The 12,224-nt window shown below is 70.7% G+C and carries 10 protein-coding genes; 3 read left to right on the forward strand and 7 right to left on the reverse strand.

The window, feature by feature from the left end:
• Positions 1-15: 15 nt before the first annotated feature.
• The 5 genes from CS0771_RS14595 to CS0771_RS14615 all read right to left on the reverse strand — a co-directional run bounded on the left by CS0771_RS14595 (position 16) and on the right by CS0771_RS14615 (position 6,645).
• Positions 16-342, reverse strand: coding sequence for a hypothetical protein (locus tag CS0771_RS14595; RefSeq protein ID WP_212841468.1), 327 nt, complete (start codon positions 340-342; stop codon positions 16-18).
• A gap of 2 nt (positions 343-344) precedes the next feature.
• Entirely contained in the window at positions 345-1,610 is a 1,266-nt protein-coding gene (locus tag CS0771_RS14600; protein WP_244870791.1) for a tetratricopeptide repeat protein, read from the reverse strand.
• 276 nt (positions 1,611-1,886) lie between these two features.
• A complete protein-coding gene (locus tag CS0771_RS14605) occupies positions 1,887-3,146 on the reverse strand; it encodes a tetratricopeptide repeat protein (RefSeq protein ID WP_244871353.1) in 1,260 nt (419 codons plus the stop codon).
• A 304-nt stretch (positions 3,147-3,450) separates the two neighbouring features.
• Positions 3,451-4,311 carry a cyclopropane-fatty-acyl-phospholipid synthase family protein gene (locus CS0771_RS14610; protein ID WP_212841471.1) on the reverse strand — a complete coding sequence of 287 codons (861 nt, stop codon included), beginning with the start codon at positions 4,309-4,311 and terminating at the stop codon, positions 3,451-3,453.
• A gap of 138 nt (positions 4,312-4,449) precedes the next feature.
• Positions 4,450-6,645 carry an MMPL family transporter gene (locus CS0771_RS14615; protein WP_212841472.1) on the reverse strand — a complete coding sequence of 732 codons (2,196 nt, stop codon included), beginning with the start codon at positions 6,643-6,645 and terminating at the stop codon, positions 4,450-4,452.
• A gap of 279 nt (positions 6,646-6,924) precedes the next feature.
• Here CS0771_RS14615 and CS0771_RS14620 point away from each other — a divergent pair, with 279 nt between their 5' ends.
• From CS0771_RS14620 to CS0771_RS14630, 3 genes are all read left to right on the forward strand, one after another.
• Positions 6,925-7,488, forward strand: coding sequence for a TetR/AcrR family transcriptional regulator (locus tag CS0771_RS14620; RefSeq protein ID WP_212841473.1), 564 nt, complete (start codon positions 6,925-6,927; stop codon positions 7,486-7,488).
• A gap of 280 nt (positions 7,489-7,768) precedes the next feature.
• Positions 7,769-8,209 (forward strand): hypothetical protein, encoded by a 441-nt coding sequence (locus tag CS0771_RS14625; protein WP_212841474.1) that lies wholly within the window; start codon positions 7,769-7,771, stop codon positions 8,207-8,209.
• A gap of 320 nt (positions 8,210-8,529) precedes the next feature.
• On the forward strand, positions 8,530-9,849 hold the full coding sequence (locus CS0771_RS14630) for a PHB depolymerase family esterase (protein WP_212841475.1): 1,320 nt from the start codon (positions 8,530-8,532) through the stop codon (positions 9,847-9,849).
• A gap of 71 nt (positions 9,850-9,920) precedes the next feature.
• Here CS0771_RS14630 and CS0771_RS14635 read toward each other — a convergent pair whose 3' ends face one another.
• Positions 9,921-10,625 (reverse strand): polysaccharide deacetylase family protein, encoded by a 705-nt coding sequence (locus tag CS0771_RS14635; RefSeq protein ID WP_212841476.1) that lies wholly within the window; start codon positions 10,623-10,625, stop codon positions 9,921-9,923.
• 408 nt (positions 10,626-11,033) lie between these two features.
• Positions 11,034-12,221, reverse strand: a complete 1,188-nt coding sequence (locus CS0771_RS14640) for an endo-1,4-beta-xylanase (protein ID WP_212841477.1) — start codon at positions 12,219-12,221, stop codon at positions 11,034-11,036.
• Positions 12,222-12,224: the final 3 nt, after the last annotated feature.

Raw genomic sequence — 12,224 nt, forward strand, 5'->3', positions numbered from 1 at the left:
GGGATCGTCTCCTGCTCAGCGCCGCGAAACGGCGCGCTGGAAGACGATCTCCAGCTCCGCTTCGCTGACGACGGATACGTCGACCTGGGTGCCGTCGGAAACCAGGATCGTGACGGTGATGCCTTCCGGGCGGTGCGAGTGCCACCAGTCCCAGATCGTCTTGGCGGTCTGGGCGCCCGCGAACACGAGCCCGATGACCGCGACCACCAGCTCGGGGGAGCGCTGCAGCTCCACTGACGACACGTTGTCCCCCGGCCGGGCCTTCGACACGAGAGTGGCCCGCAACTCCGCGGCCCATTGCGCCGCATCGACGCCGGACACCTCGACAGTGGCTGAGCCCATTTCTACTCCCTCGTGATCTGCTGCAACTGGAAGAGGAAGTCGCGCATCTCGTCCGAAGCCGGATGGCCGGTCTGCTCGGCCAGCGCGACAGCCTCCCGCTGGGACTCCAGCGCCTCATCGACCCGGGCCATGTGCATCAGCAGAGCGGCCAGGTTGAAACGCGCCACCGCCTCCGCTCCGCGATCCTCCACGAGGCGGAGAATCTCTGCCACCTCCCGGAAGCCGTTCTCCGCCCCCATGAGATCGCCTTTTTCGAAGCGCAATGTCGCGATGTTGCTGAGGATGACGGCTTCGGCGCCGCGGTCGCCCAGCTCGCGCAGGATTGGCAGGGCCTGCTGAAAGCTGGCCAGCGCCAGCGGGTCTCCCGCAGCGTCGAGCGCGCTGCCGATGCCCGCGAGGGTGTCTGCTTCACCGGCGCGGTCGCCGACCTCCCGCCGGATGGACAGTGCGTGCTGGTAGCAGGTCAGCGCCCGCTGCGGGTCGTTCAGCGCGTCGAAGACGGCGCCGATGTTGTGCAGGGTGACGGCCTCGCCCGCGCGGTCGCCGACCTCCCGCCGGACGGACAGTGCCTGCTGGTAGCAGCTCAACGCCTGCTGCCAGTCGCCCAGCTCCTTGTGCGCGAGCCCGATGTTGTTCAGGACGACGGCTTCGCCTGCGCGGTCGCCGACGTCGCGCTGAATGGGCAGAGCCCGCCGGTAGTAGGTCAATGCCCGTTGCCGGTCGCCCAGCGCGTTGTGCGCGTGCCCGATGTTGTTGAGCACCCCCGCTTCGCCGGCGTGATCGCCGACCTCTCGCAAGATGGGCAGGGCCTGCTGGAAGTATTCCAGGGCCTGCTGCCGGTCACCGAGCCCGTCGTGCACGCTGCCGATGTTGTTCAGGGTGGCCGCTTCGCCCGCGCGGTTGCCGACCTCTCGCTGGATGGGCAGGGCCTGCTGGAAGTACTCCAGGGCCTGTTGCCGGTCGCCCAGCATGTAGTGCACGCTGCCGATGTTGTTCAGGGTGGCCGCTTCGCCCGCGCGGTCGCCCACCTCCCGCTGGATGGGCAGAGCCTGCTCGTAGTGGATCAGGGCCTTCCGGGGCCGCCCGGTGGAGGACAGGGCCCAGCCTAAGAAGTAGAGGGCGCTGGCGTCCGGGCCCAGGGTCAGCGTCGCGCGTGCCAAGGCCGCCATGTCGGCGAACCGTGACGTGCCCACCCATACCCGGGCTACCTCGTCTCCGACCTCAGCGGCGATGCTCTGCTCCCGGCCCGCGACCGCGAGCCGGTGCACCTCCACCCATTGTGCGACCGTCGCAGCGGACTCGGTGCGAGCCGGATGTTCCCACTCCGCAGCCATCCCCCGGGCAGCCGCTGAGCCTGAACCGTCCGTCAACTTCGGCACCCTCCCGCCTCGGCTCCCCGAGGCCCGGTGCCGGGCCTCGGCGTCGTATCACCGTCATCTGACGGACAGCCCGGCTCGTCCGCCGACCTGGTTCTGCGGCAGGCGGGTGGCGCGGATCCACGGTCCAGCACGGCGACACTCCCGGCACCTCGACCGTGCCGGCGCTCATCCCTCATCCCTCGTCATGCGCCGCAACTGGGCGAGGGCCACTCGCATGTCGAGCAGGTCGGGGTGCCCGGTCTGCTCGGCCAAGGCGATCGCCCGGCGCTGGGCCTCGACCGCCTCATCGAGTCTCGCCATGCGGATCAGCAGGATGGCAAGGTTGAACTCCGCGGAGGCCGCCGACGCTCGATCACCGACGAGGTGGAAGATCTTCAGCACGGCGCTCAGGGCGTCCTTCGCGCGGGCGAGATTGCCGTATCCAAAGTGGATCGCACCGATGTTGTTCAGGCTGATCGCTTCCCCGGCGCGGTCGCCCACCTGCCGCTGTATCCGCAATGCCTGTTTAAAGCAGGTCAATGCCTGCTGCCGCTCGCCCAGCCTGTTGTGCACGCTGCCGATGTTGTTGAGGGTGATCGCTTCCCCGGCGCGGTCGCCGACCTCGCGCCGCATGAGCAACGCCTGCTGGTAGTGATCCAGGGCCCGCTTCTGGTCGCCTAGCTCCTCGTGCACGTATCCGATGTTGCTGACGGTCGCCGCCTCGGCGGCGCGATCGCCGACCTCCCGCTGGAGGGGCAACGCCTGCCGGTAATGGTCGAGGGCCTGCTGCCAGCCGCCGAGCCTGGCGTGCACGCCGCCGATGTTGTTGAGGGTGATCGCTTCCCCGGCGCGGTTGCCGACCTCGCGCAGGATGGGCAGTGCCTGCTGGTAGTAGCTCAGGGCCTGGTGCCGGTCGCCCAGCCCGTTGTACGCGAGTCCGACGTTGCCGAGGGTGGCCGCTTCCCGGGCGGGGTCGCCGAGCTCGCGCAGGATGGGCAGTGCCTGCTGGTAGTAGCTCAGGGCCTGCTGCGGATCGCCCAGCCCGTGGTGCACGAGTCCGATGTTGTTGAGCGCGCCCGCTATGCCGCGGCGGTCGCCGAGCTCGCGCAGGATCGCCAGCGCCTGCCGGTAGTGGGTCAGGGCCTGCTGCCGGTCGCCGAGCCCGTCGTATACGAGGCCGATGTTGTTGAGGACGGCTGCCCGGGTGCCGCGGTCTCCGTCCTTCCCGAGAAGATCCAGCGCACACTCGTAGTTGGTCAGGGCTGGCCGGGGCTGTCCGGTGGCGAACAATGCCCAGCCCAGGTAGTACAGAGTCACGGCATCCGGGCCCAGGTCCAGCGTCGCTCGGGCCAGGGCCGCCACGTCGGCGAACCGTGACGTGCCCAGCCACAGCCGAGCGAGCCGATCCCCGACGTCGCGGGCGATCGCCTGCTCCCGCCCCGCCACTGCCAACCGGTGTACCTCAGCCCAGTGTGCCACCGTAGCGGTGGACTCGATACGAGCCGGATGTTCTCCTAACTCAGCGAGCGCGCTTGCGGCCATCGGGGCTGGGTCGCCCGTCAACTGTGGCATCCTTCCGCCTCGGCTCGGTCACGCCCGGCGCCGGGCGGTCTCCGCGGTGTCACGGTTGACTGACGGACGGCGCGGCTCGCTCTTTTCTCCAGGCGATGCGGTTCGCCATGTGACGCGAAAAGCATCGCAGACAGTGCCCCATAGCAGCATGCGCCAGCGAGATCGTCACTCGCACGGGTCAGCGGATGCGCTCGAACTCCAGGAAGCGGTATTCGACCAGGTCGTGCAGCAGCACCCACTGCAGCGCGTCGCCGCCGACCAGCGACTGCCAGTACTCCCCGGACAGCCGCAGCGGCCGCCCCGCCGCGACCAGGGCGCTGATCCACCGGTCCCGCGTCCGCCGCAGCTCCAGGTACGGCGTCAGGTCGATGTCGCGCACCAGCGTCAGCCCGTGCCCGGCGGCCAGCGTACGCACCTGGTTGACCGTGATCAGCGACGACGCGTGCCACCCGGCCCGGAACTCCTCCAGCCGCCGCGCCGCACGGGCCGAGGCCGGCGGCGACTTGGAGGCCAGGAAGTCGTCGCAGATCGCCAGCCGCCCGCCGGGCCGCAGCGAGCGCGCCGCCTCCCGGAAGTACCCGTCGGCGTCCGGGCTGTGCAGGAACGCCTCGATGGAGAACGTGAGATCCGCCTGTCCCGCCAGTTCGTCGGGCAGCGCGAGGTAGTCGCCTTCGCGGACGCGTACCCGATCGGCGGCTCCCGCCCTGGCGATCAACTCGGCGGCCCGCGCGGCCTGCACCGGGCTGAGGGTGATGCCGTCACCGCTGAGGTCGGCCCGCTCGGCGAGGTAGAGGAGGCTGGCCCCGAGCCCGCACCCGAGGTCCACGACGTCGGCCCGCCGGTCCACGTTGGACAGGATGTCCAGCAGGAGTTCGTCGACGTGATGGAACGCCGCCTCGCGTGTCTCCACTCCCGGGCCCCAGACGGCGCGGTGGATGGACGCGCCGCCCTGTCCCAGCCGCTCGAAGGCGGCCGCGTTGCGATCGTAGTAGCGCCGCACCCGGTCCCTGCGCGTCGCCGTGTCGGGCTGAGAGGTCATGGCCGGGTACTTTAGACCAGTTCCGCCACCCGCGCCCGGCGAGCGCATCGACGCTGGTCAACGGCCAGAGATGCGAACCGGTCCTGGTGCCCGCGCCGAGGAGCGGGGCCACCAGGACCGGGGTTTCAGGGAGGAAGGTCAGCCGGCGACGGCCACCGGTTCGCGGGCCTCCTCGGCCTGGCGCAGCTTCTCGCCCTCCACGTCCACATCGGGCAGTACGCGGTCCAGCCAGCGCGGCAGCCACCACGCCCCACGGCCGAGCAGCGACATCAGCGCCGGCACGATGGTCATCCGGACCACGAACGCGTCCACCAGCACGCCGAACGCCAGCGCGAAGCCGATCGACTGGATCAGCGTCTCACCCGAGAACACGAACCCGCCGAACACGCTGATCATGATGATGGCCGCGGCGGTGACCACCCGGGCGCCGTGCCGGAAGCCGGTGACGACCGCCTCTTTGGCCGGTGCGCCGTGCACATAGTCCTCGCGCATCCGGGTCACCAGGAACACCTGGTAGTCCATGGCCAGGCCGAACAGGATGCCGATGAGCAGCACCGGCAGCATGCTCATGATCGGCCCGGTCTGCTGTACGCCGAACAGGTCGCCGAGCCAGCCCCACTGGAACACGGCCACCACCGCGCCGAACGTCGCCGCGACGCTGAGCAGGAAGCCGAGCGTGGCCTTGAGCGGCACCAGGATCGACCGGAACACGAGCAGCAGCAGCAGGAACGCGAGCCCGACCACGATCGCCAGGTACGGCACGAGCGCGTCGTCGAGGGTGGTGGACACGTCGATGGCCAGCGCGGTGACGCCGGTGACCGCGATGGCGGCGCCGGTGCCCTCCGTGATGCCGGCGGCGCGGTCGCGGATGGTGTGCACCAGGTCGGCGGTGGCCGGGTCGTTCGGGCCGGTCTTCGGGATGACGGCGAGCAGCGCGGTCCGGCCGTCGGGGCTGACCCCGTTCGGCGCCGCGTAGAGCACGTTGTCCACGCCGGACAGGCGCATGGCCAGCGCACCGGGCACCTGCTGCGGGTCGGCCCCGGCGGGCAGGTCGGCGACGACCACCAGGGTGCCGTTGAAGCCCGGCCCGAAGCCGGTGGTCATCAGGTCGTACGCCTTGTGCTGGGTGGTGTCGGCGCCCTGCATGCCGTCGTCGGGCAGGCCCAGGCGCAGGTCGGCGGCCGGGATGGCGAGCACGCCGAGCGCGGCGACCGACAGCAGCAGCGCCGGGACGCGGAACCGGACCACGAGCCGCGCCCAGCGCTCGCCCAGCGGCACCGGGCCGCTGTCGGACTCGGGGTCGGGCGTGGTGCGGCCGAACAGGCGGCCCTTGATCAGCCGGTCGCCGGTGAAGCCGAGCAGCGCGGGCAGCAGGGTGATCGCGACCAGCACCGCCACCGCGACGGTGCCCGCGGCGGCCAGGCCGAGGCCGCGCAGCAGCGGGATGCCGACCACGGACAGCGCGGCCAGGGCGATGATCACGGTGAGGCCGGCGAAGACCACGGCCGAGCCGGCGGTGCCGACGGAGCGTCCCGCGGCCTCGGGGCCGTCCTTGCGGACCAGCAGCTCGTGGCGGTAGCGCGAGACGATGAACAGCGCGTAGTCGATGCCGACGGCCAGGCCGAGCATCAGCGCCAGGATCAGGCTGTTGGAGTTGAGGTCGGCCCAGCGGGCCGAGATGGCGACCCCGGCCAGGCCGACGGCGATGCCGGCCAGCGCGGTGAGCAGCGGCAGGCCCGCCGCGACGAGCGAGCCGAGGGTGATCACCAGGACCACGGCGGCGATCGCGATGCCGATGACCTCGACGATGCCGGTCTTCGGGTTGGCCCGCAGCGCGTCGCCGCCGACCTCGACGGCGAGCCCGGCGTCACGCGCGGTGGCGGCCGCGTCGAGCAGCGCGTCGCGGTCGGCGTCGGTCAGCTCCATGCCCTGCACGCGGTAGCTGACCTGCGCGAAGGCGTAGCGCCCGTCGGGGGAGATGGACTTCGCGGTGTACGGGTCGAGGACCCGGGCGACCTGCGGCTCGTCGCTCAGCTCGGACACCACGCGGCCGATGGCGGCCTGCACGTCCGGGTCGGCGACGGTCTTGCCCTCGGGCGTCTGGAAGACCACGCGCGCGCTCGCGCCGCCGACGTGCGCCTCGGGGAAGCGCTCGGCGAGGCGGTCGATCGCCTGCTGCGCCTCGGTGCCGGGGATGCTGAAATCGTTGCTCATCTTGCCGGAGAGCGTCGCCGCGCCGGCGCCGGCGAGGGCGAGCAGCAGCACCCAGACACCTAGCACCAGCCAGCGCCGGCGGTATGAGAACCGGCCGATCCGGTAGAGGAAGGTCGCCACGTCGAGGACTCCAAACGGGGAAAGGGTGACTGTCATCACGGCGAAACGCGCTGTTCACACGCGCGGGGGAGTCGCCGTATCCGGCTCGGACACTAGCCGTTCGTCAAGGAGTGAGCAAGCCGATCGGCAAGGAGTGAGCAAGACGATCGGCAAGTTTTCAGCTTGACGTTCGGCTAGTCTTCAGCTTGACGTGCGGCTGGGCGGCGGCTTGCCGATCGGCTAGCTTTGACGCGGACGAGGGACTGGCCTTACAGTCTTTGATCTGGTAAGGAGTACGCCGTGACCGCTGTGGCACAGGAGCGCACGCGGCAGCGCCTGCTCGACGAGGCCTGCCGGCTGTTCGCCATGCACAGCTTCGCGGGCACCTCGCTGCAGATGATCGCGGACACCCTCGGTGTGACGAAGGCCGCCATCTATCACCACTTCAAGACCCGCGACGAGATCCTCACCGCGGTGATCCAGCCCGCCATCGAGGAGCTGCGCACCGCGATCGCCGTCGCCGAGGTGCAGCGCACCCCCGCCGCCCGGGCCGACGCCATGCTGAGCGGCATGGTCGACCTGACCGTCAAGCACCGGGCCCTGATCGGCATGATCGGCATGGACGCCGGGGTGACCAGCGCCCTGCAGAGCCATCCCGACATCGTCGAGCTGATTCAGCGTCCCGCCGAGCTGATGCGCCTCGACGGCAGCCCCGGCGCGGAGATCAACGCCACCATCGCGCTGGCCGGCATCGCCACCGCCGCCTCGTCGCCCGTGCTGCAGCACCACGACCAGGCCGAACTCCGCGAGCACATGCTCGCCGCCGGCCGCCGCGTCCTCGGCCTGCGCACCCGCCGCTCCTGACCCGCCCTCGCCCCGCCGGCCGGGCCACGGCGCGGCAAATGCAGTTTCGGGGAAACTGCACGCACTCGCGGGCGGGAAGCTGCAGTTTCCCCGAAACTGCGCAGCCCGGAGGTCCGCTCGAACGCGGGCTGGGCGAATGCTGTGCGGGAAGCAGGCAGATGGCGCCAGGGTGGGCGGGATCGCCACGTCATTGCCAGGCAGGGTGCAGGTTGTCCGGGCGCGGCTTCGAGGTTCGCCGGTCAGCGTGGAGGCACACCGATCGCAAGGAGGCGAAACGAACATGGTGAAGCTCTCGAAGAAGACGCTGGTCACGGTGGGCGCGGCCGGGGTGCTGGCGCTCGGGATCGCCGTACCCACCGCGGCCATGGCGGCCGACAAGGACACCGGCACCAGCAGTTCGGCCCAGCAGGGCAGGCAGGAACATCAGCAGCAGCTCGCGGCGGCGCTGGCCAAGGAGCTCGGCGTCGACGAGGCCAAGGTCACCGCAGCCCTGGAGAAGGTGCGCAGCCAGCTGCACCCCGACGGGAAGAGCGGTGAGAAGAAGGACGACCGCACCGCCGACCGCGCGGCGCAGCTCAAGGAGCGGCTGGCGGCGGCGGTCAAGGAGGGCAAGCTGACCCAGGCCGAGGCCGACGCGATCACCAAGGCCGCCGAGGCGGGCGTGCTCGGCGGCCACGCCAGGGGGTCGGACCGGAACTCCTCCAACCGGTCCGGCGAGTGAGCGTGCGGCGGCGCCGGAAGAGGTGCCGGCGCCGCCGCACCCTCACGGGGGTCTGAGGTAGCGCGCGTAGACATGTGCCGTTCGCCGCCGCGCAGGCGCCGTTGGGCGCAAAGTCCGCCCGAACGCATCGATAGCCGCCGGTACGCCGAGGCGATGGCCCTAGGCTGCCGCGCGGGAGCCGTACGGACCGCACCGGGATCGCGGCCCGTCTGTCAGCTGCCGAGGGCGCCCCGCCGTGTGACGCGGGGACGGCAGGGCTCGTCCGCGCAGGCGCGGCAGATCCGCCCTGCCTGCGCACCCGTTTCGAGGAGCGCAAGCTCATGAAGCTACGCAAGGCTCTCTACGCCGTGTGGGCGGCGCTGGCCGCCGTCATCGCGGCCACGGTGGTGATGGTGGCGTCGCCGGCCGCGCAGGCCGCCACGCTCACCGAGGTCACCAACTTCGGCGCCAACCCCGGCAACCTGCGCATGTACCTCTACGTGCCGAACAACGTGGCGCCCCGGCCGGGCCTGCTGGTGGCGGTGCACTACTGCACCGGCAGCGGCCCCGCGTTCTACAGCGGCTCGGACTTCGCGCGCCTGGCCGACCAGTACGGCTTCATCGTCGTCTACCCGTCGGTGACCGCCAGCGACGGCTGCTTCGACGTGGCGTCCAGCGCGACGCTCACGCACAACGGCGGCGGCGACTCGCTGAGCATCGTGTCGATGACGAAGTACGTGCAGCAGAACTACAACGCCGACCCGAACCGCACCTACGCCACCGGTGTCTCGTCCGGCGCGATGATGACCAACGTGCTGCTCGGCGCGTACCCGGACGTCTTCAAGGCCGGCTCGGCGTTCGCGGGCGTGCCGTTCGCCTGCTTCGCCGGGTCGAGCAAGTGGAACAGCCAGTGCGCGCAGGGGCAGCTCATCCGCACCCCGCAGGCCTGGGGTGACCTGGTGCGCAACGCCTACCCCGGATACACCGGGGCGCGGCCGCGGATGCAGCTGTGGCACGGCACCAACGACGAGATCCTGCACTACAACAACTTCGGCGAGGAGATCAAGCAGTGGACCAACGTCCACGGCCTGAGCCAGACGCCGACCACGACCGACACCCCGCAGTCGGGCTGGACCCGCACCCGCTACGCCAACGGCTCCGGCCAGGTGCAGGTGGAGGCGATCAGCATGGCGAACACCTCGCACAACCTGCCGGTGCAGTACGCCGCGGCGGTCGCGTTCTTCGGCCTGAACACGACCAGCCCGTCGCCGTCGGTGTCGGCGTCCCCGTCGCGCCCGCCGTCGCCGAGCCCCTCGGTGTCGCCGTCCACGCCGCCCTCGCCGAGCCCGTCCAGCCCGCCGCCGCCCGGCGGCTGCACCGCCACCTTCACCGTGGCCAGCCAGTGGGGCGCGGGGTATGTGGCGGCGGTGCGGGTGACCGCGGGTTCGTCGGGGACCAACGGCTGGCGGGTCACCCTGCCGCTGCCGTCCGGCAACACCGTCGTGAACTCCTGGAACGGCCAGTTCAGCGGCACCACCGGCACGATCCAGGTGACGAACGTCAGCTACAACGGCCGCCTGAACGCGGGCGGCTACACCGAGTTCGGCTACCAGGCCAACGGCGCGGTCCCCAGCCCTGCCTTGACCTGCACCGCGCTCTGACCTGACGCGCCATGACGAGAGCGCCCTGCACGGGTTCACGACCGGGCAGGGCGCTCTTGCCGCGCAGCGGCTCAGCAGCCTTCGGGGAGCGTGAAGCGGTAGCCCCGGGCCTTCAGGACGGGGATGACCTGGTCGACGGCGTCGACGGTCTGGCTGCGGTCGCCGCCGCCGTCGTGCATGAGCACCACCGCGCCGGGCGTGATGCCGTCCAGCAGGCGGCGGGCGAGTTCGTCGGTGCCCGGCGGCTCCCAGTCGGTGATGGCCAGCCGCCAGCCCAGCGGGCGCATGCCCAGCGACGCGGCGACCTGGGGCGACTCGCCCCACGCGCCGAAGGGCGCCCGGAAGTAGGGGATGCGCGCGTGCGGCACGGCGCGGCGGATGGCGGCGCTGGCCTGCTCCAGATCGGCCCGGATCTGCTCGGGCGTCAGGGCGCTCAGGTCGTCGTGGTGCATGCTGTGGTTGCACAGGGTGTGCCCGGCGGCGGCGATCCGGCGTACCACGTCGGGGTGCTGCTCGACGTGGTCGCCCCAGAGGCAGAAGACCGCCTTGACGCGGTGCTCGCGCAGCACGTCGAGCAGGCGCAGGGTGTCGGCCGGGTTGGGGCCGTCGTCGAAGGTGAAGCTGACCACGTCGCCGTGGCCGCCAGCGGTGTCGACGATGTCGGCGCTGACGGCCGGCTTCGCCTGGGCGCTGCCGGCGGCGCCGAGGGCGGGACCGACCGCGCTGAGCGCTGCGGCCAGCCGCGGGACGCGGCGGGTGAGGGCGTACGAGGACATGTGGTGGCCTTTCCGGACGGTGTCCATTCGTCCCGGTCATTCTTTGCGCGGCGTTTCCGCAACGTCAACGACTTCCGGAAACTTTCGTGTACAAGATCGACCGAAGCTGGGTGGCGGCGAGCCGGCGCCTGCCTGATGACGCACCATCCTGAAGGATTCTTGGGCAGATCGTTTACCGAAAGTTTGCGATAATCATTGACGGCCTCGGATGAGAAGGGCAATACTGCGGACGCGTCCGGGCCGTCCGAGGGGCCCGGCGACGGCGGCGTTGCGACCCGGTGTGGTCGGCGGAGTAGGGCCTTCCGGCCGCATCCGCAGCGTTCGGCGTCACGCCTCATCCGGGGGCGGAGCAGAAAGAAGGGGCCGGCCCACCTCACGGCGGACCGGCCCCGATCGCTGCAAAGCCGGTTACCGGCGCGGCCGCTGCGGGATGCGCGGCAGCACGTACGGCGCGCCGCTGAAGATGAGGTCGCCCTTCATCAGGTTGTACGCCCGCTTCGGCTGGTAGTTCTCGTCGTAGATGTTGGCCAGGCCCTCGTTGCCGAACCAGTTGGGCACCCAGGAGTACTTGTCGGTGAAGCCCCACACCGTGAACGACAGGCAGTGCCGGTCGGCCAGGCAGGCCTGCAGCAGCACGCTGTAGTTGGCGGCCGACGCCTGCAGCCGCGGGTTGATCTCGTTGGAGTCCCCGTTCTCCATCGCCTCGGTGATCTGGCTGCGCACGTCCACCTCGGTGAACGCGGTGGCCAGACCGAGCCCGGCGAACTTCTTCAGCGCCGCGGCGACCTGCAGCGTGTCGTAGTTGCCGTACTGCGTGCCCAGGTGGCCCTGGCTGCCCACGCCGTCGATCGGCACGCCGGCCGCGAGCAGCTGCTTGGCCATGTCGTACACGAACTGGGTCTTGTCGTTGGCCGGGTCGCCGGAGCCGAAGGCCTCGATGTTGTAGTCGTTGTAGAACAGCAGCGCCTTCGGGTCGGCCGCGCGGGCCCAGCGGAACGCGTCGGCGACGTAGTCCGGGCCCAGGTGCTGCGCCCAGAAACCCTTGTAGTGCAGGGTGGACGGGGTGTCCCACGGGTCGCTGACGGCCTCGTTGACCACGTCCCACTGCCAGATCTTGCCCTTGAAGTGGGTGACCACGTTGGTGATGTGGTTCTTGAGGATGTCGCGCAGCTCGGCGGTGCTGATCGAGCCGTCGGCCACGCCGGAGGTGAGCCAGCCGGGCAGCTGGTTGTGCCATACCAGCACGTGGCCGCGTACCCGCTGGTTGTTCTGCTTGGCGAAGGCGATCAGCTCGTCGGCCGGGCCCCAGTTGTAGACGCCGCGGGTGGGCTCCAGGCTCTCCCACTTCATCACGTTCTCCGCGGTGACCGAGGAGAACTGCGATGCGGCGAGCTGCCGGTACTGCGGGTCGGCGGGGTCGTTGAGCGCGGCCATGTCGACCGCGGTGCCGATGTAGAGGTCGTGGCGCATGCCGAGGGTCCGCAGGCTCTGGTCGGCCGGGTTGCCCTGGTGGCCGGCCGTGGCGGGCAGGCTGTTGAGCGCGCCGACGGTCGCGACCGCGGCCACGCCGGTGGCGATCCACCGTCTGAGCTTCATGTG

Source organism: Catellatospora sp. IY07-71, from assembly GCF_018326265.1.
In the GTDB taxonomy this organism is placed as follows: Bacteria; Actinomycetota; Actinomycetes; order Mycobacteriales; family Micromonosporaceae; genus Catellatospora.

Bases quoted from the DNA above. Each gene is read 5' to 3' on its own strand.
- CS0771_RS14630 (WP_212841475.1), top strand. From the start codon at position 8,530: ATGAAGCTACGCAAGGCTCTCTACGCCGTGTGGGCGGCGCTGGCCGCC.
- CS0771_RS14610 (WP_212841471.1), bottom strand. From the start codon at position 4,311: ATGACCTCTCAGCCCGACACGGCGACGCGCAGGGACCGGGTGCGGCGC.
- CS0771_RS14640 (WP_212841477.1), bottom strand. From the start codon at position 12,221: ATGAAGCTCAGACGGTGGATCGCCACCGGCGTGGCCGCGGTCGCGACC.
- CS0771_RS14595 (WP_212841468.1), bottom strand. From the start codon at position 342: ATGGGCTCAGCCACTGTCGAGGTGTCCGGCGTCGATGCGGCGCAATGG.
- CS0771_RS14635 (WP_212841476.1), bottom strand. From the start codon at position 10,625: ATGTCCTCGTACGCCCTCACCCGCCGCGTCCCGCGGCTGGCCGCAGCG.
- CS0771_RS14625 (WP_212841474.1), top strand. From the start codon at position 7,769: ATGGTGAAGCTCTCGAAGAAGACGCTGGTCACGGTGGGCGCGGCCGGG.